Source organism: Labilithrix luteola (assembly GCF_001263205.1).
Lineage (GTDB): Bacteria > Myxococcota_A > Polyangia > Polyangiales > Polyangiaceae > Labilithrix > Labilithrix luteola.
Window position 1 is genome coordinate 11557987 of sequence record NZ_CP012333.1, and the last position, 24034, is coordinate 11582020.

22 protein-coding genes are annotated in these 24034 nt (G+C 65.8%); 7 read left to right on the forward strand and 15 right to left on the reverse strand.

Annotated features, from left to right (window positions below):
• Window positions 1–10 precede the first annotated feature (10 nt).
• Complete coding sequence (locus AKJ09_RS49800; protein WP_146654905.1) at window positions 11–844, reverse strand: SDR family NAD(P)-dependent oxidoreductase; 834 nt, start codon at window positions 842–844, stop codon at window positions 11–13.
• A gap of 116 nt (window positions 845–960) precedes the next feature.
• On the opposite strand from AKJ09_RS49800, the gene AKJ09_RS49805 reads away from it, so the two are divergent.
• Window positions 961–1524 (forward strand): TetR/AcrR family transcriptional regulator, encoded by a 564-nt coding sequence (locus AKJ09_RS49805; protein WP_146654906.1) that lies wholly within the window; start codon window positions 961–963, stop codon window positions 1522–1524.
• Between the two features lie 10 nt (window positions 1525–1534).
• Here AKJ09_RS49805 and AKJ09_RS49810 read toward each other — a convergent pair whose 3' ends face one another.
• Entirely contained in the window at window positions 1535–2422 is an 888-nt protein-coding gene (locus AKJ09_RS49810; protein ID WP_146654907.1) for a LysR family transcriptional regulator, read from the reverse strand.
• A 100-nt stretch (window positions 2423–2522) separates the two neighbouring features.
• Between AKJ09_RS49810 and AKJ09_RS49815 the strand changes: the two genes are divergently transcribed.
• Window positions 2523–3545 carry a zinc-dependent alcohol dehydrogenase family protein gene (locus AKJ09_RS49815; RefSeq protein WP_146654908.1) on the forward strand — a complete coding sequence of 341 codons (1023 nt, stop codon included), beginning with the start codon at window positions 2523–2525 and terminating at the stop codon, window positions 3543–3545.
• 82 nt (window positions 3546–3627) lie between these two features.
• Here the strand turns inward: AKJ09_RS49815 and AKJ09_RS49820 are convergent, their stop codons facing one another.
• Entirely contained in the window at window positions 3628–4110 is a 483-nt protein-coding gene (locus AKJ09_RS49820; RefSeq protein WP_169928625.1) for an RrF2 family transcriptional regulator, read from the reverse strand.
• 134 nt (window positions 4111–4244) lie between these two features.
• Here AKJ09_RS49820 and AKJ09_RS49825 point away from each other — a divergent pair, with 134 nt between their 5' ends.
• The 3 genes from AKJ09_RS49825 (at window position 4245) to AKJ09_RS49835 (ending at window position 7470) form a co-directional block, all read left to right on the forward strand.
• Complete coding sequence (locus AKJ09_RS49825; RefSeq protein WP_146654910.1) at window positions 4245–4655, forward strand: globin domain-containing protein; 411 nt, start codon at window positions 4245–4247, stop codon at window positions 4653–4655.
• 76 nt (window positions 4656–4731) lie between these two features.
• Window positions 4732–5283 carry a cysteine hydrolase family protein gene (locus AKJ09_RS49830; RefSeq protein WP_146654911.1) on the forward strand — a complete coding sequence of 184 codons (552 nt, stop codon included), beginning with the start codon at window positions 4732–4734 and terminating at the stop codon, window positions 5281–5283.
• A 441-nt stretch (window positions 5284–5724) separates the two neighbouring features.
• The gene (locus AKJ09_RS49835) at window positions 5725–7470 is read left to right on the forward strand and encodes an ArnT family glycosyltransferase (RefSeq protein WP_146654912.1); all 1746 of its coding nucleotides are present in this window, start codon (window positions 5725–5727) and stop codon (window positions 7468–7470) included.
• A 28-nt stretch (window positions 7471–7498) separates the two neighbouring features.
• Here AKJ09_RS49835 and AKJ09_RS49840 read toward each other — a convergent pair whose 3' ends face one another.
• From AKJ09_RS49840 to AKJ09_RS49850, 3 genes are all read right to left on the reverse strand, one after another.
• A complete protein-coding gene (locus AKJ09_RS49840; RefSeq protein WP_146654913.1) occupies window positions 7499–8386 on the reverse strand; it encodes a dihydrodipicolinate synthase family protein in 888 nt (295 codons plus the stop codon).
• A gap of 126 nt (window positions 8387–8512) precedes the next feature.
• Complete coding sequence (locus AKJ09_RS49845) at window positions 8513–9295, reverse strand: aldolase (RefSeq protein WP_146654914.1); 783 nt, start codon at window positions 9293–9295, stop codon at window positions 8513–8515.
• Between the two features lie 56 nt (window positions 9296–9351).
• On the reverse strand, window positions 9352–10125 hold the full coding sequence (locus AKJ09_RS49850) for a YggS family pyridoxal phosphate-dependent enzyme (RefSeq protein WP_146654915.1): 774 nt from the start codon (window positions 10123–10125) through the stop codon (window positions 9352–9354).
• Window positions 10126–10269: 144 nt separating this feature from the next.
• Between AKJ09_RS49850 and pdxR the strand changes: the two genes are divergently transcribed.
• Both pdxR and AKJ09_RS49860 read left to right on the forward strand, forming a co-directional pair.
• Entirely contained in the window at window positions 10270–11649 is a 1380-nt protein-coding gene (gene pdxR, locus AKJ09_RS49855) for a MocR-like pyridoxine biosynthesis transcription factor PdxR (RefSeq protein WP_240488898.1), read from the forward strand.
• A gap of 721 nt (window positions 11650–12370) precedes the next feature.
• A complete protein-coding gene (locus tag AKJ09_RS49860; protein WP_146654917.1) occupies window positions 12371–14131 on the forward strand; it encodes a hypothetical protein in 1761 nt (586 codons plus the stop codon).
• A gap of 16 nt (window positions 14132–14147) precedes the next feature.
• Here the strand turns inward: AKJ09_RS49860 and AKJ09_RS49865 are convergent, their stop codons facing one another.
• From AKJ09_RS49865 to AKJ09_RS49905, 9 genes are all read right to left on the reverse strand, one after another.
• Complete coding sequence (locus tag AKJ09_RS49865; protein ID WP_146654918.1) at window positions 14148–15257, reverse strand: vWA domain-containing protein; 1110 nt, start codon at window positions 15255–15257, stop codon at window positions 14148–14150.
• 8 nt (window positions 15258–15265) lie between these two features.
• On the reverse strand, window positions 15266–16621 hold the full coding sequence (locus AKJ09_RS49870) for an RCC1 domain-containing protein (protein WP_146654919.1): 1356 nt from the start codon (window positions 16619–16621) through the stop codon (window positions 15266–15268).
• 12 nt (window positions 16622–16633) lie between these two features.
• Window positions 16634–17872, reverse strand: a complete 1239-nt coding sequence (locus tag AKJ09_RS49875) for a hypothetical protein (RefSeq protein ID WP_146654920.1) — start codon at window positions 17870–17872, stop codon at window positions 16634–16636.
• Complete coding sequence (locus AKJ09_RS49880) at window positions 17869–19119, reverse strand: beta propeller repeat protein (RefSeq protein WP_146654921.1); 1251 nt, start codon at window positions 19117–19119, stop codon at window positions 17869–17871. Before AKJ09_RS49880 ends, AKJ09_RS49875 begins: the two co-directional genes overlap by 4 nt.
• Window positions 19116–20402 carry a hypothetical protein gene (locus AKJ09_RS49885; protein WP_146654922.1) on the reverse strand — a complete coding sequence of 429 codons (1287 nt, stop codon included), beginning with the start codon at window positions 20400–20402 and terminating at the stop codon, window positions 19116–19118. The genes AKJ09_RS49880 and AKJ09_RS49885 overlap by 4 nt, the downstream gene beginning before the upstream one ends.
• Window positions 20399–21157, reverse strand: a complete 759-nt coding sequence (locus AKJ09_RS49890; RefSeq protein ID WP_146654923.1) for a tetratricopeptide repeat protein — start codon at window positions 21155–21157, stop codon at window positions 20399–20401. The genes AKJ09_RS49885 and AKJ09_RS49890 overlap by 4 nt, the downstream gene beginning before the upstream one ends.
• Window positions 21154–21726, reverse strand: a complete 573-nt coding sequence (locus AKJ09_RS49895; RefSeq protein WP_146654924.1) for an RNA polymerase sigma factor — start codon at window positions 21724–21726, stop codon at window positions 21154–21156. Before AKJ09_RS49895 ends, AKJ09_RS49890 begins: the two co-directional genes overlap by 4 nt.
• A 106-nt stretch (window positions 21727–21832) precedes the next feature.
• Window positions 21833–22984: a hypothetical protein gene (locus AKJ09_RS49900; RefSeq protein ID WP_146654925.1), complete on the reverse strand. Its 1152-nt coding sequence runs from the start codon at window positions 22982–22984 to the stop codon at window positions 21833–21835.
• Between the two features lie 86 nt (window positions 22985–23070).
• Window positions 23071–24018, reverse strand: coding sequence for an alpha/beta fold hydrolase (locus AKJ09_RS49905; protein WP_146654926.1), 948 nt, complete (start codon window positions 24016–24018; stop codon window positions 23071–23073).
• Between the last annotated feature and the right edge of the window lie 16 nt (window positions 24019–24034).

Below are 24034 nucleotides of genomic sequence, written 5' to 3' on the forward strand. Positions count from 1 at the left end.
GACCTTGGAATCAAGCCGTCCCTCCGTGGGCGGCGATGGAGACGTCTTCCCACTCTTCCCACGTCTTGATGCGCTCGGCGTAGATCTGACGGACCATCGGCAAGAGCTTGCCGAGGATCAGGCGAAGCGGAGGTCGTTCGGCGTCGACGAGCTTCAGAATCGCGGTGGAGGTCGCGGCCGGATCACCCAGCGCGTCCGGCGTGAGCATCGCAGCGAGCTGCGCGCGCAAATCGTCGTACTCGGGCATGGAGGGAGCCCGGGCGACGGACTTGTCGCTGAGGAAGTCGGTGGCATAGCCAGCCGGCTCGATCAACGTCACGTGAATCCCGAAGCTCGCGACTTCGGCCGCAAGGGCTTCGGCGATGCCTTCCACCGCGAACTTGGCGCCCTCGTAGATGCCCGCGGTCGGCACGGCGACGACGCCCGCCACGCTCGACACGAGGACGATGTGCCCGCTCCGCTGCGCCCGGAGCAGCGGCAGCGCCGCCTGGATGACCGAGAGCGTACCGAAGACGTTGGTCTCGAAGTTCGCCCGGATGACGTCCATCCCGACCTCTTCGATCGCGCCCATGACTCCGTAGCCAGCGTTGTTGAGCACGACGTCGAGGCCGCCGAAGTGGCTGTGAGCTTGCTGGATCGAGGCGAACACCGCCTCGCGATGTGTAACGTCGAGCTCTAGGGGGAGCACCGCGTCGCCGTATTTCGCGACCAGATCGTCCAGCGCCGCGCGCTTCCGGACGGTGGCCGCGACCTTGTCTCCACGCTCCAGCGCCGCTTCGGCCCAGTGGCGACCAAAGCCGCGTCCGGCGCCGGTGATGAACCACTTCTTCTTCTGGCTGGCCATGCGCTCTCCTCGTCGTTGTGGCGCCGCTACCGACGCAACCACATTTACACTAAACGTCTATGTGTAAAGCGAGTATGGCGGGTTAACATTCTCTGTCAATCTGTTAATCTGCGCGGATGAGCGACAAGCCCGAGCCCAGTACGCTCCGCCGGGAAAAGGTCGTCGAGGCCGCAACGGATGTGTTCCGGCGCTACGGCTACGGACGAACGACGATGGCCGACATCGCGCAGGCGGCGAAGATTTCTAGACCGACGCTCTACGCAACCTTCTCCGACAAGGCGGGCATCTTCGAGAGCGTCATCGAGGGGATGGTCGCCACCGAGCTCGTGGGGATTCGTCGCGGGTTGAGCCACCGCCACGACCTAGCGTCGCGGCTGCGTTATGCCTGCCGGACGTGGGCGTCGGCCGGCTTCGAGCTGGTGCAGGCGAATCCCGACGCCAAGGACCTCTTCGATGATCAGTTCGCGGCGGTCCGCGCGGGCAACGCCGCCTTCGAGAACTTGCTCGTGGAGCTGCTCGCCGAGCCGGTGTCGAAGGCTGACGTCGAGGTGACGGCGCCCCGGCTCGCCGAGGTCATCGGCTATGGGATGCAAGGTTTCAAGCGATTCGCGCGGACTTCTGCGGAGCTCCACCGAATGATCGACACCCTGGTCACGACGGTCTGCGCGGCCTTGTCGTAGCTGCCCGGATCTAGGCGCGTCGTCCGCAGAGCGTCGTCAAGAAGTCGAGAAAGACGCCGACCTTCGGCAAGAGGTGCCGGTTTCGCGGATAGAGCGCGTGTATCGGCCACATCGTGCCCGGGTGCTGATCGAGCACTTCAACGAGCTGTCCGCTGGCGAGCTCGTCCCGGACGAGGAAGTCGAAGAGCGCGGCGATGCCCTGTCCGCCGATCACGAGTTGCTTGAGGACCTCCGCGTCGTTGGCATTGAACGAGCCCTCGATCTCGGTCGCAAGCGTGCTGTCGCCAGCGACGAACTTGAAGGCTGCCGGCCGGCCGTCTCGCAGGTAACCGAGGCAATCGTGGCGAGCGAGATCCTTCAAGTTCTTTGGCGTGCCGTTGCGCTTGAGGTACGACGGCGTCGCGACGTGGAGGATCCGACTCGCGCCTAGTTTGCGCGCGATGAGGTTCGATTCTCCGAGGCTTCCGATCCGGACGAGCACGTCGAGCCCTTCGGCGACCGGATCCACGAAGTGATCGCGCAGCGTGAGGTCGAGGCGGATTTCGGGATAGCGATCGAGAAACCGTTTCAACTTCGGCGCGAGCACCGCGCGACCGAGCGCGACCGGCGCGTCGACCCGTAGCAGGCCTGCGGGTTTCTTCGTCGCACGCGCGATCGTATCCCGGGCTTCACGCAGCTCCTCGAGGATCCGCACGCATCGCTCGTGAAACGCTTGGCCGTCGTTCGTCAGACGGAGCGAGCGCGTCGTCCGGGCGAGCAGCGGCACGCCGAGATCTCGTTCGAGTTGCGCCACGCGCCGGCTCACGGCCGAGGGCGTCACGCCGAGGCGACGCGCGGCGGCCGCAAAGCTCCCGGCCGCGACGGCCGCCGTCAGAAACTCGATACCTTCGAGATCCATGCGATTCGTTCCGAAATAGCACGGGAGACGTTCGCCTGAGCGCCCTACCGCCGACTCACGCACAACCGTACGAAGAGACTCACCAACGAGGAGGCTCGTGATGAAGGCATTCGTGATTCGCAATCAGGGCAAGGGCATCGAGGCGTGGAAACTGGTCGAGCGGCCCGATCCGAAACCGGGCCCCGGCGAAGTGCTCGTCCGAGTGCGCGCCGCATCGCTGAACTACCGCGACCTCATGATCGCGAGCGGCGTGTACGGCGGTCCGCTCAAGGATGACCTCGTACCTCTCGCGGACGGCGCCGGTGAAGTTGCCGCGCTCGGCGACGGCGTCACGCGATGGAAGATCGGAGACCGTGTGGCGGGGGCTTACTTCCCGACGTGGCAAGGCGGCCCGATGCGGCCGGAGTACTTCGAGCGTCAAGTCGGCGCGCGCGTGACCGACGGCTGGCTCGCCGAGTCGATCGTGCTGCCCGAGTCCGGGCTCGTCCGGCTCCCCGACTACCTCTCGTTCGAAGAGGCAGCGACCTTACCGTGTGCCGCGGTGACGGCATGGGTTTCGCTGTTCGAAGCTGCGGTGCGACCGAAGCTCGGGTCGACCATCGTCGTCCTCGGCACGGGCGGCGTTTCGCTCTTCGCCGCACAGCTCGCGCTGGCCGAAGGACTGCGCGTGATCGCGACGACATCGAGCAACGACAAGGCCGAGAAGCTGCGAAAGCTCGGTGTGCGAGACATCATCAACTACCGCGAAACGCCCGAGTGGCACGAGGAGGTGCTCCGGCTGACCGGGGGCGAGGGCGCCGATCACATCCTCGAAGTCGGCGGCGCCGGAACGCTACCGCGCTCACTCCAGGCCGTGCGCTTTGCCGGCACGGTGACCCTCCTCGGGTTTCTCACCGGAACCGATCTCAAGGTGGATCCATTGCCGGTGCTCTTCCGGGCGTCGCGGCTCGAAGGCGTGGTGGTGGGTTCGGTTCAGTCCTTCGAGGCGATGAACCGTGGTCTCGAAGCGACGAAGATCCGTCCTGTGGTCGACGAAGTGTTCCCGTTCGAGCGCGCGACCGAAGCGCTCGCCAAGATGAAGGCCGCCACTCACTTCGGAAAGATCGTCGTACGCGTCGCGTGATGGCGAGGGGCTCGCGCAAAACCGAGCCCCTCCTCTCTACTCGGCCGAAGACATCGAAGTCGTGGCCCTGAGGCAACGACTGTCAGGTTGCCAAAGCGCGTGTGCGCGATGACGACGCTCCTCGTGCGCGGGCACCACGATTGAGGAGTTGCACGAGCTGCGGCCCGTTGTGAACGAGGTCGGCCAGCGTGTGCTGATTCAGCGAGTCGATGAATGCAGCCTGGGCGCCTTCGAGCACGCCTTTGAGAGTACAGGCGCCGGTGACGGGGCAGCGATTCTTCTTCGCGTCGAAGCACTCGGCGAGGTGCATCGTGCGCTCCATGCGGACGACGAAGTCGCCGACCTTGAGCGTCTTCAGATCGTGCGCCAGACGGAGACCGCCACCACGCCCGCGCTTGGCCGCGAGGATCCCCTCCTGCACCATGCGCTTGGCGATGGTCGCGGTGTGGTGCGCGCTGATCCCGAAGGCCTTGCTGATGGTCGCGGAGTTCGGGGTCTCGTCAGGATGAGCACCGAGGTAGAGGACGATGCGCAGCGCATAGTCCGTGTACTGGGTGAGGCGCATTGCCTTTCTTCCTACCACTCTGCCGGATCCGCGGGAAATCGAGCGTCTTTCGCTGCGGGATTGTGCTCGCCCAAAAAGAGGCATACAAGATGCCTGTTTTCGCAGCCCCTTGCCCCTCCCTGCTTGGAGAAGACATGTCTCTGAACGCTGCCGTCCTCCGCGAGAGCCTCGAACTGGTCGCCCAACGCGAGCCGCTGATCACCAAACGCTTCTACGAAATCCTGTTCGACCGCTATCCGCAGGTGCAACCGCTCTTCAGCCGCAACGCCCCCGAGCGCCAGCAGAAGATGCTGCAGGACGCGATCGTCGCGGTCGTCGAGCACGTCGAGGACTCCGAGTGGCTCAAGCAGAACCTCACGGCGATTGGCAGCAAGCATGTCGATTACGGCGTTACGCCTGAGATGTACGGTTGGGTCGGCGCGAGCCTCCTCGCGACGCTCGCCGAAATCGCGGGCCCCGCGTGGACCGCGGAAGTCGAAAAGGCCTGGACCGACGCGTACGGCGCCATCTCCGGCCTGATGATCGAAGGCGCGAAGGCGTCCTGACACGAGCCCGCCATCGTCGACGCCCACCCGCGCGCAACACTAGCGGCGCGGGTGGGGGCACCTTAAGGTGCCGTTCATGGCAACTGCCCTCATCATCGGCGACATCCAGCGCGGCATCACTGGCGCCTTCCCCTTCGCGCGGGAGGTCATTCCCCCGCTGACGGAGCTCCTCCCCCGCGCAAGAGCCGCGGGCATCCTGGTCGTGTTCGTCCGCATCGCCTTCCGTCCCAACCGCGCGGATCTCCCGCCGGGCAACGCGCTCTTCTCCGCCTTCTTCGAAGCCGGGCCCATGTTCCACGAGGGCAATCCGGGAACCGAAATCGACCTCCCGGTGCAGGACAAGGACGTCCTCATCCTCAAGCGCCGAGCAAGCGCTTTTGCCGGCACGGATCTCGATATGGTCCTTCGTGCCCATTCGGTCGACACCATCGCCGTCGCCGGAGTCGCGACGAGCGCGATGGTCGCCGCCACCTGCTACGACGCCGCCGATCGGGGCTACGGCGTCACGGTTCTCCGCGACGGCTGCGCCGACGCCGATGCGACGATCAACGACTTCTTCATGGACAAGGTCTTCCCGGGCCGCGCCCACAAAGTGGTGTCGTGCGCCGATTGGCTTGCCAAAGCGTGACGCGCCGATAGCGAGGAGGGCGCCTCCGCCACGCGGGGGCGCTCAACATGACGCCGCTGTCATACTCCGCTTGTCGCTCGCCCGCGGTTAATGCGAGAGTCCTCGCCTGGCACATGACTTGCGATGCAGGAGGGGCCCATGGCAGCAGTTTGTGTTCGTCGCGTGAGTCGCGTGAGTCGCGTGAGTCGCGCGCGCATTCCAAATTAGGTTGACAGGAAGCGGCGCTTTCGCGCGTTCCCCTGGAACGGCTCGTCTTTCTGTGCGCGCGCGCAAGAATCGCGCGCCGCGGCCATGGGAATATCGACGTGCCGCCAGAACGTCGTCGACGCTGGCGTCATGCCGTTGTCATCCATGTTGAAGTGAACCATCGACACGCCCCGCGACCTTCGCCTCGTCGCCGTTGATTCAGGCCGTGTCCCTTAGCGTGCGACGACCGAGACTATGAAGACCAAAGTCAGCGAGGAATTGGCAAGCACGGCCTCGCCGATCGATGTGACGGGGAGCGAAAAGCGGCCTGCGGACGGCCTGCGCGCCGATGCCGGAGGAGCGAAGGCCCGAGGCATCGCCATCGTGACGGCCCTCGCCGGGATGCTCTTCGGCGCGAGCTCGCTCGCCTACCCGTTCGGCCCGGATCAGGGGCTCCTCTACTACGACGCACGAGAGTTCCTGCGTAGCGGAGCAGTCCTCTACCGCGACGTACTCGACCACAAGACCCCGGGAATCTACGGCATCCATATCGCGCTCATCGCCCTCTTCGGGGAGCACGCCTGGCCCATCCGTCTTGCGGAGTGGCTCGCGATGATCCCGTTCGGTTTCCTCGCTGCCCGTCTCGCAACGCGCGCCGGCGAGCGCACGCCAAAGCCGTATTCCCTGCTCGGCGTCTTCACTGCCAACATCCTTTATTTCGGTTTTTTCAATTACTGGAATTCGGCGCAATGCGAGATCTGGTGCGCGCTGTTCACGCTCGTCGCGCTCTGGGCGGTGCTGCGTTCGTCCCTGTCGGCGCTGCGCGGCGCGGCGCTGGCTGGCGTATTCGCGGCGTTGGTGCTCGCCATGAAGCCTCCGGCGAGTCCGATGGTGCTCGTCATCCTCGGTGCAGTGATCCTCGCCGGTCGTGCGCGCGGTCGTGAGACAGGTCACGGGCTGCGCTTGGCGGCGGCTTCGGCAGGTGCCTTCGCAGCAGGAGGGGCACTGGCAGGCGGCGCAATCCTCGCCTGGTTTGCGGCCAAGGGCGCTCTCCCCGCGATGGTCGACGTCCTCGTGCATGCGAATGCCTATTACGTCGTTCACATGCGCTCCGCGTCGGGCACGCTGGATACGATCGAACGGATCTTTCTCGCCCACCACGCCGTCGATCCGTTGTCGACGATGCTCCACACGGGTCTACTGATCGGTATTCTGCGCGGCGGACTTGGCGTGCAGGCGGACGCGCGAAGCCGCGACCGTTACCTCCTCGCGCTCGCCCTCATCGTGGCCGGCACCCTCGGTGTCGTCTCGCAGATGAAGTTCTATTTCTACCACTGGGGCCTGCTCGTCGCAGGCGAAGTGCTCCTCGTCCTCGTCCTCGCGTCGGATGTCGGACCATGGCTTGCCAACTTCGAGCCGGCGCTTCCTCGCTGGAGGACGATGCCGCCGGCGTGGCGCTCGCGAATCGCGTTCTCCATCATGCCGGTGGCGCTCGCTTCGACGTACGCGCTCCCGATGACGTTCTCGTACGAGTGGGGTGAGGCGACGCTCGACACCGTCCGTCACGTCGCTGGCGCGATGGATCGCGATACGTTCACGCGTCGCTTCCGACTCGAAGGATTGCACTTCTACTACCACGACAGCGAAGACGTCGGCCTCTGGCTTCGGGAGCATGCCAAGCAAGGCGACCGCGTCCTCGTGCGTGGCTTTCACCCGGAGATCTATCAAATCTCGGGCCTGTCCTACGGTGGCCGCTTCTACTGGGATCCCTTCCTCGTCGAACCGGGCCGCGCCTACCGACGCACGGAGTGGCTTGCGCAAGATCGGGAGGAGTTCGAGCGCGTGAAGCCGCGTTGGGTCGTCGCCCTTCGAGGCCGCCCCGGATGGCCAGGCTGGCCGGAGCCCACGGAGATCCAGAGCCAAGCGTGGTTCGAGGGACTGGGATACCGTCCCGTCGAATCGCTCTATCAGTACGTGATCATGGAGCGCGTTACGTTCTGACGTCTCGAATTCGCGACGTCACGCACTTCTAGGAAACCACGTCGAGCCCCACAAGAATCCGGCGAAGCTCCGCGATGCGCTCCGGGGGAAGCGCCTGCAGCGGTGCCCGCAGCGGCCCGACCGTGATGCCTTGCAGTTCGAGCGCCGCACTGATGGCCCGCGGGAGACCGTGAGCGACGATGAACTGCAGCAGCGGAAGCTGTCGGCGAAAGCTCCGACGTGCAGCCGCGAGATCCCCTCGCTGAATCGCATCATAGAGTTCGATGTTGAGCTTCGGAATGATGTGCGCGGCCGCCGTGCACCAGCCGCGCGCTCCCGCGACGAAGGCTGCCAACGCGAGCGGGTTGCTCCCATTGTAGAAGGCCACGTCTTCGCCGCAGAGCTGCACGAGACGGTGCATGCGGTTAACATCGCCGGTGCTCTCCTTGACCATCGTGACGTTCGGGATCTTCAAGAGCCGCGCGATGAGGTCGGGGCTCAGGTCGAGGCCCCCTGTCGCCGGGTTGTTGTAGACGGCGATCGGGATGGAGATGCCCTTCGCCACCGTGTCGAAGTGGCTGAAAATCTCGGCCTCGGTCAGCTTCCAGTAGCTCATCGGGATGATCATCACCGCGCTGGCACCAAGCTTCTCGGCGTGCTTCGCGTGGTGAGCGGTGCGCTCGGTGGTGAGGCTCGACACACCGACCAGCGTGGGCACCCGCCCCGCGACGCGCTGGATGACCACCTCCGCAACGTGCTCTCGCTCTTCGTCGGAGAGGTACGGAAGGACTCCGGTGCTTCCGAGAGGCGCGATGGCGTGAACGCCCGCCGTCACCATGTCATCGACGATCTTGCCGAGGAGCCCCTCGTCGACGCCGCCGCTCGGCAAGAACGGTGTGATCGGATAGGCGACGATGCCGCGAAGCAACGCGCTCATCGCGCACCTCCGTCTGCGTCGTGACGTTTGTCGGAACATTCAAATTCGATATTACCAATCATGTTGTCTCCCTGGGATTGTGGGCACAAGCTGTCGAGCAGCTACGGCGGCGACGAACACGAAGAGTCAGGACAACGCAGCTCCATGCTGCTTCAGCGCTCGACGGGCGAAGTAGCCGAACGTGATCGTGCTGCGCGTCGGCCGCAGGATCCAGTCATGAGCTTCCTTCCCCAGCTTTGCGGGGATGGGCTTGATCTCTCCGGCCGCCGAGGCGAGCAGTTGCAGGCGCGCCGCCCTTTCGAAGAGCTCGGCGAGCACGCACGCTTGCTCCACCGTCTCGCCGGCCACCAATTGACCGTGATGAGCGAGCAGTAGCGCACGCTTGGACCCCAAGGCCTTGGAGATGATCTCTCCCTCCTCGTTGCCGACCGGCACTCCCGGCCACTCCTTCAAGAAGGCGCAATCGTCGAAGAGCGGGCACATATCCATGTGGGAGACCTGCAACGGGACCTCCAGCATGGAGAGAGCGACGATGTGCATCGGATGCGTATGGATGATGCAATTGACGTCCGGCCTCGCGCTGTAGACCCAGCTATGAAAACGATTCGCTGGGTTGGGCATGCCCTTGCCGTCCAGCACCTCGAGGTCGCTGTTGACGAGCAGGAGGTTCGAGGCAGTGATCTCGTCGAATCCGAGCCCCAGCTGCTGGGTGTAATAGGTGCCGGGTTCGGTGCCCCGAGCCGTAATCTGGCCGGCCAGCCCCGAGTCGTGGCCTGCATCGAAGAGAATTCGGCAAGTCAGCGCCAGCTTCTGACGAATCGTCCAGTCCCCCTGGCCAAAGACCGAGTCCATCTGCTTCTTTGCTTTTCCGACCAGCTCGTCCTTGCTCTGCGTAAACGTCTTCGACATGGCAGCTCCTCCTTCGCGTTGGTGCGCGTCGTCCCATGAGAAATGTGTCGTCCGAGTTAGACAGGGGCCGACGGGGCATCGGGCCAGTAGTGGCTATCCGGCAACGCGCGCGCTCCGAAGATGGCCTGACCGACGCGAACGACGGTGGCACCTTCTTCGACGGCGAGCTCGAAGTCGCCGGACATACCCATCGACAGTTCGTTCATCGCGATACCGGCGGGCACCTCTTCGCGCAATCGCTCGCGCAATTCGCGCAGCCGAACGAAGCAGGGACGCACGCGGACGGGATCGGCCGAAAGAAGGGCGAGCGTCATCAACCCACGAACTCTCAGCGAAGAGAACGCCGGTAACTCGCGAACGAAGCTGGACACCTCCTCTGGCGGAAGGCCGAACTTGCTCGCCTCGCCGGACGTGTTCACCTGCACCAGCACGTCGAGTACGCGCCCCTCGGCTTGCAGGCGCCGGTCGAGGGCTTCCGCCACGCGCAGGCTGTCGAGCGCTTGAAACTCGCTGGCGAAGCGCGCCACGAGCTTGGCCTTGTTCGTCTGCAGGTGGCCGATCACCGACCAACGGAGATCGGTGAGGTCCGCCATCGCCTCGGCCTTCTGTGAGGCCTCCTGCACTTTGTTCTCGCCGAGATAGCGGCAGCCGGCGGCGTAGGCCAAGCGGATGCGCGCCTCGGGCACGGTCTTGCTGACCGGCAGCAGACGCACCGCGGCCGGATCGCGGGAGGCGCGCAGGCAAGCCGCGACGATGCGCTCTTGCACCGCCGTCAGGTTGCGTCGGAAGTCGTCGACGCTGTGAGCGGTCGGATACGTCGAAGTGCTCATGCTGCCTCCAAGGGTCACCCGCGTCTTGCGTGAGTGATGGTGTAGCGGCAAACTGGCCCCGTGAACGGCTCCAGAAGCAAAACAGATGCGGGTCCAGTTCGGCGCCCGTGGCGCTTCGACTTCTCCTTCGAGCGCGATGGGACGGTGTCGCAGCAGACGCAGCTCACCCGCGCGCTCATCCATGAAATTCAGCGCGGCAGGCTCCCTCCTGGGTCGATGCTGCCGGGGAGTCGAACGCTGGCCGACCAGCTCGGAGTGAACCGTAAGGTCGTCGTGGCGGCCGTCGATGAGCTCGTCGCCCAGGGGTGGCTCGAGACCCGGCCCGCCTCGGGCACGCGCGTGGCGGCGTTGTTGCCGCGCTCGGCCATCGCCGACGTCGAGCTACCTTCCCCACGCAAGACGAGCGGGTCCCGTCGAGAGGCTTCGCTCGTGTCGATCACCGACGGCCTGCCCGACGCTCGGCTCGCTCCACTGGCTGAACTGTCGCGAGCGTATGCACGGGCGCTTCGCTCCCTGCGTCGTATGGCGCCCGGCTACAGCGACGTCGCCGGAGAGCCGGGCCTCCGCGAAGTCATCTCCGGCTTCGTCAACCAGGCCCGCGGGCTGTCCACGACCACCGACGACATCTTCCTCACCCGCGGCGCGCAGGGTGCGCTCGGGCTCTACGCCTTGTCGATGCTCGAACCTGGTGACGTCGTCGCTGCGGAGGTGCCGGGCTACGCGCCCGCGTGGCGAGCCTTCGAATTTGCGGGAGCCAAGGTTGTGCACATTCCCGTCGACGGTGATGGCTTGAGAACGGATGTCCTCGAGAAGACGGCGCGGAGGCTGTCGGGCAAGCTGAAGGCCGTCTACGTGACGCCTCACCATCAGTACCCCACGTCGGTCGCCATGACGCCGGAGCGCCGCATGAAGTTGCTCCAGCTCGCCGAGCGCTTCGACTTCACGGTGCTCGAGGATGATTACGACTACGAATACCATTTCGACGGCGAGCCTCTCCTGCCGCTCCACGCGACCGGTGGTTCGAGGCTCGTCGTCTACATCGGATCGCTGTCGAAGCTGCTGGCGCCGTCGGTGCGGCTCGGATACCTCGTCGCGTCGGACAGCTGCATTCGCAGGTTGAAGAACACGCGAGAGCTGCTCGAGCGGCAAGGCGACATCGTCCTCGAACGCGCCATCGCCGAGCTGTTCGAAGACGGAACGATTCAGCGCCATGCAAGGCGAGCACGTCGCGAATACGAAGCACGTCGCGACCACCTCATCGCACGATTGAGTGTGTCCCCCGCGCTGGAAACGTGCTTCGACTACACGGTGCCCGCAGGCGGATTGGCACTTTGGCTGACGCTCCGCCAGGGGACCGTGGAGTCTCTGGTTGCGCGCGCACGGGAGGAGCGCCTCCTCATCGCGCCGGGCTCGACGTACCTTCCGAAGGGGCGCCTCGACGCCATTCGATTCGGCTTTGCCGCGCACGACACGAAAGAGCTCTCGCGAATTTGCGAAAAGCTCGCGCGCTGCGTTCCGAGCTGAAGCCCGCCCGCGTGGTCGAGCGAAGCCGGCGCGGTTGGGGCCAGCAAACCACGCACGCGCGAGTCGAGCTCCAAGCATCTGACCTGAGATCCGCGGGTCCCGGTTTCCCGATCTTCGGAACGGCAACGCGGTCAGTCCACACCGACGAGCGGCTGCAGCGCGGAAGAAGCTCTCGGTATTCGTCGCCGCGGCGAAGGTACGAGACGAACTTATCGACTGGAGAGCCGGTCTGGCGAACTCGGCTCATTCGACGATGAGGATAGTCGCCCGAATCTGGCTATCGCCCCGGGGGTTCGGACGGACCGACGATCGGTCACGTGATCGAACAGGCTTCGGCCGAGCGACTGGCGCACGCGGGCCCTGCGATGCTTCCCCGCTCAGCACCGTGGGATTCGTCTCACTCGCCGAGTGACGTCGACTGGCTCTCTTAGCGGGCCGGTGGAGGTCGGGGCTCCATCTTGATTCGTTCGCGTCGAGCAAGTTGCCAACGAGGCCTCGAGGTGAAGCGCCCAATCAAACATTGTGAGACCCGCACGGCGATCGAAGATCGCACCAAGGGTCGGTACCGGCGAAGGTAGCGCCGCGTACGACGGCTCGTCACTTCGTACGGAATCGAGTTCGAAGGCGTACCGCCGAGCGTGCCCGCGGACACCGAGTAACTCAGCAAAGTTTGACTGCACCACTATTGCGTTACAGCGTCTTCTTGGATTATCTGCGCACCATGGCCGGGGTGCGGTTTTTGGCGACGTGGGCTGTTCTAGGCATTGTCCCTTTCACGCTCATGGCGTGTGGGCCCGCGTCCGATGCGCGGAGTGCGCGGCAACGTGCACGCGCGGCGGCGGCGAATCCGTTTCCTTCGCGTGATTCGCTGACGAAGCTCGCAGGCGAGCCGCTCAAGCCAATCCCCGTACAGCCGGTGGCGTCTGCTCCCGCGTGGAACGTCGTCATCGACACGTCGGACGCGGCGTCTCCGGCGGAAGCTCGGTTCGCGGAGATCGCGTCCAAGGCGGACGCCAAGCTCACGTACACGAAGGAGCTGCGTTGCGTGGCGCGCGAGCTAGCTCGCTTCCAGGCCGAACACGGCGCGTTGCCCAATGAACGCCTCAAGCGCTTCATGGTTGGGGCCTGTGGCGTGACCGATCCTGGGGTCGGTGCGCTGACTCAGCTGGTGACCTTGCCGTCCGACGGTTCCGACGATCAGGCGCTTGCCGAGTGGCAGCGCGTCGCGAGCGTCCCGCCGGAGCTCAAAAGCAACGCGGTCGGGGTTTGGATGGCGCGCAACAACACGCGGGTTTCCATCGTCGTGGCGTTCGCGCCGAGCGGTCACAACATGGAGGTCTCTCCCGTCGACGCGTCGGGCGCATTCACGGTGCAGGGAACGGTGCCGCCAGGTACCGAATACGCGATTGGCCTGGTCAATCAGCAACAAGGCGTGGCGAACTGCGAGGCAGACGCCACGACGCCCGCGCCGCTCTTCGCGTTTCATTGCAAGATGCATCCGGCCGATCAGACGGCGTGGGTCGCGGTGGCGACGCGCGCCGAGGGTCGACTGCTCATGCGCTCGAGGGGTCTCGGTCTGGCACGTCGCGACGCAAGCGCTCCCCTGTCGTTCGTCGCTTCGACGCGCACGCCGCGTCCGGTGACGTCACCGCAGGATTTGCAAAGCGCGGTCCTCGACGGGATCAATCAGGCTCGTGTGGCGGCGAAGCTGAACCGCGTTTCGCTCGCGTCGACGCAGACAGCGACCAACGAGCGGCTCGCACCGCACTTCTTCGTCGCCTATCAGAAGAACGATGTTCAGACGACCGAGCTCGTGGGTCTCGGTCTTCTCGCCGGCTGGGACGTCGACGGAACCATCAAACGGGGCAACCTCTTCACGGCGATGCTGACCGGGACGACCGACGCCAACGATTGGCTCGACTACGCGCTCGAGGCACCGATGGGTCGCTTGACGATGCTCGCCGCCGACGCGCGACAGATCGCGATCGGTGTCCCCGCACCGGGGTCTGTCGGCGGCCTCGGCGCCATCGTGACCTCGTACGATATGTTCACGAGCAACGATCATCGCGGCGATGCCGCCGTCGTTTTCAGCCAGATTCAAAATGCGCGCGCGAAGCGAGGACTCCCTCCGCCGACGCGTATCGAAGGCATTCCGGCGCTCACGGCATATGCCCAGCTCGTCAACGAGGGCAAACGCGACGCCGAAGAAGCCCTCGACGGAGCGATGGTCGCCGTACGCGATCACGCGCAAAGGTCGGTGCGCGGCTGGGTAGTTTCGAGCAACCAGCTCGAGGCCGTGCCCTTGCCGCCAGAGCTCCTCGCCCCCGGCCCTCTCGAGATCGCCGTCGAGGTCACCCACCACAAGGACGAGGGCGCCGCGTGGGGCTCCTACGTGGTCTTCCTCGTCACGACGAGCATATCTGCTCCGACGAGCACGCCGACCATCCAGGCCACGAGCCTCCGCACAACCAAAACGTTCTGAGACGACGCGGACGAAGTCACTTGGGTTGCTTGCACCCAATGACAACGTCGACGCGTCCCGACGGCGCGCCGGTCGTGGCCGAGCAAGCGTTTCCGTGGACGACGATCTTCGTCGGGTTCTGCGGATCGTCGAACGACCAGCCGTTGAGGTCGTCCTTCGGAATCGAGATCTCGCCGCCGTTTCGGTCGGTGATCGTGACTTTGACGTTGGCGAGATCCGTGTATTTCGTGATTTCGAAGCTGAATTCGCACGATGCGCTGAGCGCGCGAATCTTGTCGAAGGCATCGATGAGCGCCTGCCTCGTCGCGTCCGCATCGCCCGGTGTAATCTGGAAGTGGCACACCGTGGCGAGGTCGGTCGAGTTGGGATCACATCCGGGCGGCGCGGTTCCGCCGCTCTGCGCGATCCGGCCCATGAACGCCGGATCGTAGTCAGCGTCGCGGCTGGGGAAGACACCGATGCCGACCGAGAACGTCTCGATCGGTGGCTGCCCATTGCGCGCGGCCTTTACGCGCGTCTCACACTTGTCGTAGCCGTCGGTCGGGCGGCCGTCGCTGAAGAGCACCACGTAACGCTTCGTCGCGGCCGTCGCGAGGCCTGCGTCCGAAGGGGGAACGAACTGCCCGACGGTGTCGAACGCAGCGAGCAATGTCTCGGCGGTCGGCGTGCTCCCGCCACTCGCAGGACTGTAGTTGACCGCATCGACCAAGCGGTCGTAGTGGGCGGAGTCGAGCAGGGTTTGCGGCGCAACCTTGTCGTTCTTCGGATACACATGAAGTCCGACGAACGTTGCAGGCTCGGCGGTTTGCTTCATGTCCGCGAAGGTCGCGAGAAGAGCCTGACGCGCGGCCGCCCACTTGCCGTTGTTGTTCATGCTCGTCGACTCGTCGACGAGGAACTCGAGAACGACCGGGACGCGTTCGATCTTCGTCGACGACGACGAGCAACCGTCCTGCACGCTCGCTCCTGCGTCGGTGGCGGCTCCGGGCTCGTCGAAGCTTGGCGGGTCTCCTTGACGAAAGTTGTCCCGCCCCGAAGAGCCGCAGGCCGCGTGGAGCAGCCCCGCGCCGAGCGTGAGCGGTGCGAGAACGGAGAGGAAACGGTTCTTCACTGCGGAGTCTTTCATCGAGCGCCTCACGGAAAGACGATGCTCACGGGCGAGGGATGCGGCGTCGAATCGGTCGTGCCCATTCCGAGCTCACCGCCAGCGTTGCCGCCCCAGCAAACGACCTTGCCGCCTTGCACCAGCGCACACGTCGCGAAGTAGCTCGTGGCGATCTGAACGACGTAGTCCTGGAGCGTCGAGACAGGGACGAAGGCCAGCGCGTAGGTGCCCGCGTCTCCTCGGCCTAGCTGGCCCTTGTCGTCCCATCCGGCGCACTGGACGGTGCCATCCGTCATGCGCACGCACGTGCGGTACGGGCTCGCCGCGACTTGCTGCGGATATACCCCGGCGTCCGCAGCAAGCGCGGCGGGTGCGGGATAGGCCTCGTCGTCCGAGATGCCGGTGCCGAGCAGGCCCCGGCTGTTCGTGCCCCAGCAATATACGGTTCCGGAGGCGATCGCGCACTGGTGCGCCGTACCCGAGGAGAGGCTGGTGACGCCCTCGAGCGACGGGATCGGCGCCATGATGGAAGTCGGGCTGAGCGAGGACGGCCGACCGGAGACGGCGCCCCAGCCGACGAGCTCTCCGCTCTTCGTCATTCCGAAAACCGAGGCGAGCCCGCCGGCGATGCGCGTTACCTCGTAGCCCTGACCATCGACGGGACCAGGGCCTCCCACGCTGCCTGCATCGACGCGCGCGAGCTGCTTCTGATCGTTTCCGCCCCAGCAATAGAGATCACCACCATCCGAGCCCACGGCGCACACGGCGCGCGCGCTCACGTCGACGCGCTCGACGCTTGCATCGAGGGGAACCTCGCTGGGTGTTGCGTGGTAGTTGCTGTCGCTGACGGGCGGCGTGACTTGCAGGCCGAGCTGACCTTGCAGGTTCTGGCCCCAACACTTCACGCGTCCGGCCGACGTGCGCGCGCACGTGGTGAGGCCCTGCGCGCGGAGTTGGGTGACGTCCTCGACGCCGATGACGGCCTGCGGCGCGCCATAGATGCGGGCGGTGTTGCCCGAACCGAGCGCGCCCTTGTAGTTGTCGCCCCAGCAGCGGACGGTGCCGTCGTCGAGAAGCGCACAGAAGTGGTTGTCACCGGCGGCGAGCTGCTTCACGCAGGGGGTCGCGGTGCACACCACCGTCTCGTCGGAGGTGTCGTAGTCGGGTTTGGTCGGCCCGGCATCCAGCCCGGCGTCGACGTCCGCGTCGGCTTGCGGAGACGACGGCGGGAGCGATGGCGGTGGCGACGAGACATCGGGCTCTACGTCGGCGTCGCGAGCGGCGACGAACGACGGGCGGCTGTCATCGGCGGCGCACGCGACGAGCACTCCTGCGCCCGCCGAGGCCGCACCGGTGGCGAGAACGAGCAAACGAATCCGAGTCATGATCGATGCTCCTCAGTGCTGCGACGGAGACTTGTGAAGGGCGATGCCGTTTCCGACGACCCAGACATCGTCTTTGCCCACGACCCACATTCCGTAGAGCGTGTTGACGACCGGCATGACGTCGTCGAGCGCGGTGCGGGCGACGTGCCATGCGGTGCCGTCCCAGTGACGAAGTCGTCCGTACGCGCCGGCGACCCAGACGTCGCCCCCGCCCGTCCCGCCGACGGCGTTGAGTTGAGCGTTGCCGCGATTGAATCCGTCGAATCGCGTCCAGCCGAACGCGCCCGAGTCGTCGCGAACGCCGGTATACGTCCCGTAAACCGACGAGCTCGTTCCGTCGAATCCGAGAATGACTTGCACGCTCGGCGTGAGAAAGCCCGCGCCGTTGAAATAGCGGCCCGTCGCAGCGGGCGGCGAAAGGGCCCAGGTGTAGCCGCCGGCACCGTCGGACTTTCCACGAACCACGCGGGCGTCGTTGGTGGTGCCCGTCTGTCCGCCAATCCAAATCTCGTCTTGTCCAGCCGTTCCCCAGACCTTCGTGAATCGTGCTGGCGATGCGCTCGCCCCCGGAACGGCCGACCATCCCGTGCCTGCGTCGGCATCGACCGGAGTGCCCGTGTAGTGGAGGACGTAGCCGGTGAACGACGAGGTCGATCCCGTGTAGCCCACCGCCCAGATGTCCGAAGCGCTCCGCCCCCAGATCGAGCGAATGGGCGCGCCCCCGGCGGACACCGGCGTCCAGCTCATGGTCGCGGGGCTCGCTCCCGTGCCGTGAAAAAAGCCGCCATCGCCACCGACCCAAACGTCGTTCGGCCCGCTTCCCCAGACGGCATAGAGCGGAGTGCCGGCGGTGAAACTCGAATTCCACGCGGCGCCGTCCCAGTAAAGAACGTTGCCCGTCGAAGAGCTCACCGTCCAAAAGACGCCCGCTCCGTCACCCCAGATGTCGCGAAGCGTTTCGCTATCGGCAATCGGCGTGTGGCACCAGTTCTCGTCGGTGCACGTGGGCGCCGCCGCGTCGCCCGCGTCGGCATCGGCATCGGCGTCGAGCGCAGCATCGAGCGCATCGACGGAGCCGTCGACGACGTCCACCGATCCATCGCCCCTCGCCTCCGAGTCAGCACCGCCGTCCACGTCCGTGAGCGGAGCGCCGCTGGGATCGCCGGAGCTCTCCTCGTCGCTACACGCGATCACGACCAACACCAGCGAAGCTGCGAGCGCGGCGGATCGCCAATACCTCGTGGCGTTCATCGATCGGCCCCCTCTGCATCGGGCTTCGGCCCGGAATAATGAAAGACGCCTCGGCTACCGACGGCCCAGACGTCGTTCGGGCCCGCCCCCCACACTCCGTACAGATTCGTCGTCTTCTCCGGCTCGAAAGCCGCGGTCGCAGGGGCCCACGTCGTGCCGTCGTAGTGCAGGAGCGTGCCTTCGTCGCCGACGATCCAGACATCGCTCGGGCTCGAGCCCCAGACACTGCGCAGCGTGGACGTCGTGGGCGACGGGGCGATGCTCCAGCGCGTGGCGCCCCCAGTGAAGTGACGGATCGAGCCACGCTCGCCCACGGCCCAGACGTCGCCCGCACCGCTTCCCCAGACCGCGTGGAGCACGTACGCCGATTGCGTATCGAACGCGGTCCACACCGGTACGCCGCCGTCGGCGAGGGTTCCGTCCGTATGTGCTGCGCTCGATCCGCCGTACTGCACGCCTCTCGAGCCCGGGCCCACGATCCAGATGTCCTCCGGGCCGCTTCCCCAAATGGACGTGATGTGGTTGTTCGATATCGAAGTCCAGGCGATGCCCGCATCGCTTGCGCCGCCGTCGGGAGCGCTGGTGCGAAAGCCGCCCCATAGCGTGGAGGATCCCTTGCGCGAGAAGGCGTCCCCGCCGATCCAGACGTCGCTCGCCGACGTTCCCCATACCGCCCGCGCAACCTTGCCCAGCGACAAGGTATCGACGCCACCGTCTGCGATGTCCGTCACGCGAGACCACTGCGCGGTCCCGTCGACGAATCCTGTCGTGTGGTAGAGCGCGCCCGGGGTGCTCACGGCCCAAACGTCGTTCGGGCCGCTGCCCCAAACCGCGTAGAGCGAATACAGACTTCCTACCGACGTCGTCGCCCAGGTGGCGCCGTCCCAGTGAAGAGCCGTGCCACCAGAACCGACGACCCAAACGTCGTTCGCGCTGCTGCCCCACACGGCCGAGAGGCCAATCCGTTCGTCCGTAATCTTGGTATCGACCGGACACCACTCGGCGTTGCACACGGGCGCGGGCGCTCCGCAGTCCGCGGCGTCGTCGCTGCATCCAGCGTCGGCCGCGTCGGTTGCGTCGACCTCCGCAGCGTCGACGCCGGGAATCGTGGTGATGCCCGCGTCGGGATCGCGCGTCGTAACCTCTTGGTTCTCCGCACACGCCGCGGCGACCGCTGCGAGCGAGAGTCCGAGCATGACGAGCGCGAAGGTCGCGCGCCGAGAAAGGGAAAGAGTGGAGAACGTCATTTGGTCACCGGGTCGGTTCCGCCGTCACACTCGACCATGAGGCATTGGCCGTCGATGCACGGCTGTCCCTTGGCGGCATCGCAGCGGTGACCGCATGCTCCGCAATTGCCCGTGTTGACCATCAAGTTGGTTTCGCAGCCGTTGACGGTATTGCCGTCGCAGTCGGCCCATCCCACTTCGCAGTCGTAGGAGCAGAATCCCTGTCGGCACTTGGGATAACCGTGATTGAGTCCACCGCCGGAGCCGAGGCAGACGTTCCCGCATGCTCCGCAGTTCTTCGTATCCTGCGAGAGATCGGTACAGACAGCCCCGTCGGCCGAGTTGACACACAGCGTTTCACCGCTCGCACATCCGCAATAGGGCGCGCCGGATTTGGGCACGACACACTGTTCGCCGGGCCCGCACTTCACGCCGCAACCACCGCAGTTGTTCACGTCGGTGATGTTCGTCTCACACCCGTTCGGGTCGACGACGCCGTCACAATCCTGAAATCCGCTCTTGCACTTGGCCTGTCCGCATTGGGCGCCGACGCAGCCATATTCCATATTGGGCGGGGGCGCGCCGGCATCGGCGGGGGTCGTGCACTTGATTCCGCAGCCGCCGCAGTTGTCGTTGTCCGACGTGGGATCTTTGCAGGCCTTCGCTCCGAGGAGCGGATTCCCGCAATAGATCATACCGGGCGAACATCCGCATTTGCCGTCGACGCAGTGGTCGGTACCCGGCGGACAAACGATGCCGCACGCGCCGCAATTGTCGAGGTCGTTCTTGGCGTCGGCCTCGCAGCCGTCGTTCACGTCACCGTTGCAATCTCGGTAATCGTAGTAGCTCGTAACACTGTTGCATTCGCGCTGGCATTTGCCGGCGACGCAGCGCGTGGTCATGTTCAGCAAGCCGAACGTCGTCGACGTCGGGCAGACGTTGCCGCACGCACCGCAGTTCTTCGGGTCGGTACGAAGGTCGATGCCGCAGATGTAGTCGTCACTGCCGGTCGCCGACGGGCACGTCGCATACGGCCAAGGGCATTCGGTGCCGATGCATGCGAGCGTCTTCGGGGGCGCGGAAACTTCGGCATCGACGGTCGCGTCGGTACCCGAATCGACGTTGGTGAACGAGGGCGCCTCTTGCACGCCAGCTTCGAACGCACCGTCGTCGGGCGTTCCGAGGACGACGTGCTCGTCGACCGGATTGGCACACGAGGCAGAGGCCAAGATGCCCGCGAAGGCGAGGACGAGCGCGCCGGCGACTGCACGGTGAGTGCGAAAGAGAGACGGAGCGTGCATCATCGCGGGAGGCCTTTCCGATCGGTGTCGCTCGAAGGTTCCGCGTCGCGCAGCCGATCGAGGATGGCGCGAACGCGGGCGGCGTACGGGCTCGCGGCGTTGTGAGCGAGAAAGCGCTGGGCAGCATCGCGGGCGGCGTCGGCACGTCCAAGCCGTGCGAGAGCTTCGATTCGCGCGATGGCGGCTTCGGAGGCGAGCGCGCCGGATGGGAAGTTCGCGTCGTAGCGGTCGAGGATCGCGAGAGCGCTTTGCCCGTCGCCCCGAGTGAGTGCGGCGCGCGCACCTTCGACGAGGGCGAGCTCTTCGTGGAAGGTGGAAGCGGCCGGTGCTGCCGAAGGCGAGGAACGAACGCTCACCGCAGGCGCGGGGGGAGCAGCGCTCGGGAGGTCATCGACGGTGAACGTCGGGAGCGAGCCGCTCGCCACGTCAGAAGGCGGCGGCGATGGCGGCGGGAGCGTCACGACGTCTTCGTGGAGCACCGCCGAAGGCACGGCCGCAGGCGCCGATTTGGAGAGTATTTTGGTCGTGGCCAATCCGAAGACGCCCAAGCTCACGACGCAGGACCCCATGAGGATCCACCGCGCCGTTGCCGACATCGCGTTCAGGGCCGACGGACGTGCCGCGGGCACGGGCACGCTCTCCGGCAGGGCGAGCACTTTGGCGATGACGCTCGGATCGGGCCCCTCGCCATCGAGCGCCTGCAGAACGCGCGCGATGTCCGGGTTCTCGTCACGCAGACGCGCAGGGGGCAAGCTCACTGTCCACCTCGCGGGGTCATGTAGCGGTCGAAGCGCGCCTGGAAGATCTCGCGTGCGCGCCGGAGTCGAGAGGCGACGGTTCCGCGGGGAACCTCGGTGAGCTCGGCAATTTTCTGCATCGTAAAGCCTTCGATTTCGTACAGGACGAACACCACGCGCAGCTCCTCCTCGAGCCCCTTGAGGAGGCGGTGGGCGAGATCGCGAGCTTGCTTGTCGTCGAGCTGCTGCTCGGGCGTGGGTGAAGACGCATCGAGTGTGCTCTCGACGTCCTCGTCGGGAACCTCGCGACGAACGCGCCGCCGGCTCGCTTGGGCGATCCGAAAGGCGGTGGTGAAGAGAAACGGTCGTTCGCTGCCTGGTTGGATCTCGTCGAGCCGTTGCCAGGCGATCAAAAAGACCTCCTGCGCGGCGTCGTCGACCCCGTGAGCCACCACACCGAGGTGGCGGAGGAATCTCCAGATGTCGGAAAAATGGTCGCCGACCATCCCGCGAAAGCGTGCTTTGCGGGTCGCTTGAGCGTCGACGACGGGAGCCTCCGCACCAGTCATCAGCACCGGGTGCGCTGACATCGGCGATGAATGCTGCGAAGTCGTGCGCTGATCAGAAAAATCGTCCGGCCCCGGGGGGACGACGCGTGGGAGATTTCGGGACACTCGGCCGGACGCCCCCGGCCCTTCAGAACCCCAAACCGGCGATGGCGCCGAATGCGAAGCCGACCGGGGGCGCTTGCGACACGGCTGCCTGCGTCGAGAGCTCGAACTGGTAGCGGGTCACCGGAGCGACCACCGAGAACGTTCCTCCGACGAACCACGCGCCGTGCACGCGCCACGTGGCTTTCGCAGTGCCTCCTAGATCGAGCCACCGCTTGGTACTGCTCCGTGAATCATGACTTCCCCGCGCGCTGGCGATTAATACGCCTGCGTTCGACTCGAAACAGGGAGTCAGCGCGAGGCGCTCGCGGAAAGCCGACCAGCGCAAAGGGCAGAGCTGAAGCGTGCCGGCGGTCCAAAGGAACTGCGAGGTCATGCCCGATTGTTCGAACTCCCTCGGCAGGCTCTGCCGGAACCCGAGCGCAATCGATGGGCTGAGCCAGCGCGGGAACGCGGATGGTGCGCCATTCACTCGGCGATCCGCGAACGGCTCGAGCTCGACGGTGGCGCCGAGGACGAGCAGCGCTCCGTCCACAACGGCGGAGGTCGCGCCAACGAGGGCTTCGGCGCGGAGGCGCGTGGCTGCGGTGGGCTCTACGGACAAGGGCGGCCGTGGAGCCTCGCGAGGCGGGAGTGGGCTGGGCGTTGGCGTGGCGAGCGACGTGTGGTCCGAGCTCACAACCTCCGGCGGCGCTGTCGGTGCGGACGCGCGGCTCACGCCATCGCCTGCGCTGTCGCCTTCCCCCGCTGCTTTTTGGGAGTCGTCCGTCGCTCCGCCGGAGAGATCCGCTTGGGGATCGATGACGACCGCCAAAGCGATCGCGAGCGCGCGGGCGACGGCTTCACAATCGGGGCCGACGATGTCGCGAACCGAAGGTGGGTTCGCCTGCTCTTCGATCTCCAGCCGACCTGAAGTTTCCAGCCGCCCCGCGGCGCGCACGGGCGCGAGCACGACGCGAAACCTTCGCGCGGCTGGCCCTTCCGCGAGGGTCCACTTCGTCGTGTATCGCCGGACTTTGCCGAGAAACGCCTCGGCCGTCGGGCAGGTACGATCGGCAGAGTACGTGACGTGAACCGGCGCCAGCGGCTCCGATTGGGCGTGCGCCGACGACAGCCCCCCGAAGAAGACGACCCCCGCGAGCGGTCCGCAAGCAGCTCCCCACCCGAATCGGGACACGCGCTACCCCGGACTTCGTGAGGCTCGAACCATGACGACGGAAGCCGCGAGCCTAGCGGGTTTGTCGAGATTTTGAACCCGCGCGTCTAGAGCGCTCGAAGAAACTCGATGATCGCCGCGTTCACTTCCGCGGGCCGCTCTTGCTGGATCCAATGCCCGGCGCCGGGGATGACGCGCACCTCTTTCAGGTTGGGCACCAGCGCCGTCATGGCGTCGGTCGGAGCGAAGCTACGCCCTGGGTCGCACTCTCCCACGAGGAAGAGCGCAGGCTGCTCGACCCTTGCCGTGGCGAGCTCGGGCAGCTCTTCCCAGTCGCGGTCCATGTTGCGATATCGATTGAGTCCGCCCCGGAATCCACTGGCGGCGAGCTCCTTCGAATAGTGCGCCAGATCCTCTTCGGTGAGCCAAGTGGGCAATGACGAGGGAACGTCGATGCCGGTAAGCAGCCCGTCGCCCGCTCGCTTGGCCTGGTTTGCGGGCGCCGTCGGATCGAGCGCGGCGCCGGCGAGGATGGTGCGCATGGTCCTCGGGATGTCCGCTTCGAGCTCGGCTTCGGCGACGCCCGGCTCCTGGAAGTAGAGGACGTAGAACCATTTCTCACCGAAGATCGATTTGAAGAGCTGCGTCGGAAGCATCGGCGCGCGCCCGAGGTAAGGGACGCTCAGGCCGGCGACGGCGCGAAAGCGCTCGGGATGCAGCGCCGCGCAGATCCAGGCGATCGTCGCCCCCCAGTCGTGACCGATCACGACGGCCGTCTCCTCGCCGAGAGCGTCGAGCAGACCGACGAAGTCGGCGAGCAGCGCCTTCATTCGGTACGCTTCGATGGCCTCGGGCCGATCGCTCTGACCGTACCCGCGAACATCGGGCGCGACGACGTGATAGCCCGCCGCCGCAAGAGCGGGGATCTGGTGACGCCAGGAGTACGAGGACTCGGGCCAGCCGTGGAGAAGCAAGACGAGCGGCCCCTGCCCCGCCTCGGCAATGTGCAGGTGGATGCCGTTGGTCTCGACGGTGCGATGTGTGATGCGGTTCATGGATCCTCTCGATGGG

Bases quoted from the DNA above. Each gene is read 5' to 3' on its own strand.
- AKJ09_RS49870 (WP_146654919.1), bottom strand. From the start codon at position 16,621: ATGACTCGGATTCGTTTGCTCGTTCTCGCCACCGGTGCGGCCTCGGCG.
- AKJ09_RS49840 (WP_146654913.1), bottom strand. From the start codon at position 8,386: ATGAGCGCGTTGCTTCGCGGCATCGTCGCCTATCCGATCACACCGTTC.
- AKJ09_RS49860 (WP_146654917.1), top strand. From the start codon at position 12,371: ATGGCCGGGGTGCGGTTTTTGGCGACGTGGGCTGTTCTAGGCATTGTC.
- AKJ09_RS49875 (WP_146654920.1), bottom strand. From the start codon at position 17,872: ATGAACGCCACGAGGTATTGGCGATCCGCCGCGCTCGCAGCTTCGCTG.
- AKJ09_RS49905 (WP_146654926.1), bottom strand. From the start codon at position 24,018: ATGAACCGCATCACACATCGCACCGTCGAGACCAACGGCATCCACCTG.
- AKJ09_RS49825 (WP_146654910.1), top strand. From the start codon at position 4,245: ATGTCTCTGAACGCTGCCGTCCTCCGCGAGAGCCTCGAACTGGTCGCC.
- AKJ09_RS49820 (WP_169928625.1), bottom strand. From the start codon at position 4,110: ATGCGCCTCACCCAGTACACGGACTATGCGCTGCGCATCGTCCTCTAC.
- AKJ09_RS49805 (WP_146654906.1), top strand. From the start codon at position 961: ATGAGCGACAAGCCCGAGCCCAGTACGCTCCGCCGGGAAAAGGTCGTC.
- AKJ09_RS49800 (WP_146654905.1), bottom strand. From the start codon at position 844: ATGGCCAGCCAGAAGAAGAAGTGGTTCATCACCGGCGCCGGACGCGGC.
- AKJ09_RS49850 (WP_146654915.1), bottom strand. From the start codon at position 10,125: ATGAGCACTTCGACGTATCCGACCGCTCACAGCGTCGACGACTTCCGA.
- AKJ09_RS49895 (WP_146654924.1), bottom strand. From the start codon at position 21,726: ATGTCAGCGCACCCGGTGCTGATGACTGGTGCGGAGGCTCCCGTCGTC.
- AKJ09_RS49845 (WP_146654914.1), bottom strand. From the start codon at position 9,295: ATGTCGAAGACGTTTACGCAGAGCAAGGACGAGCTGGTCGGAAAAGCA.
- AKJ09_RS49880 (WP_146654921.1), bottom strand. From the start codon at position 19,119: ATGACGTTCTCCACTCTTTCCCTTTCTCGGCGCGCGACCTTCGCGCTC.
- AKJ09_RS49885 (WP_146654922.1), bottom strand. From the start codon at position 20,402: ATGATGCACGCTCCGTCTCTCTTTCGCACTCACCGTGCAGTCGCCGGC.
- AKJ09_RS49815 (WP_146654908.1), top strand. From the start codon at position 2,523: ATGAAGGCATTCGTGATTCGCAATCAGGGCAAGGGCATCGAGGCGTGG.
- AKJ09_RS49865 (WP_146654918.1), bottom strand. From the start codon at position 15,257: ATGAAAGACTCCGCAGTGAAGAACCGTTTCCTCTCCGTTCTCGCACCG.
- AKJ09_RS49830 (WP_146654911.1), top strand. From the start codon at position 4,732: ATGGCAACTGCCCTCATCATCGGCGACATCCAGCGCGGCATCACTGGC.
- AKJ09_RS49810 (WP_146654907.1), bottom strand. From the start codon at position 2,422: ATGGATCTCGAAGGTATCGAGTTTCTGACGGCGGCCGTCGCGGCCGGG.
- AKJ09_RS49835 (WP_146654912.1), top strand. From the start codon at position 5,725: ATGAAGACCAAAGTCAGCGAGGAATTGGCAAGCACGGCCTCGCCGATC.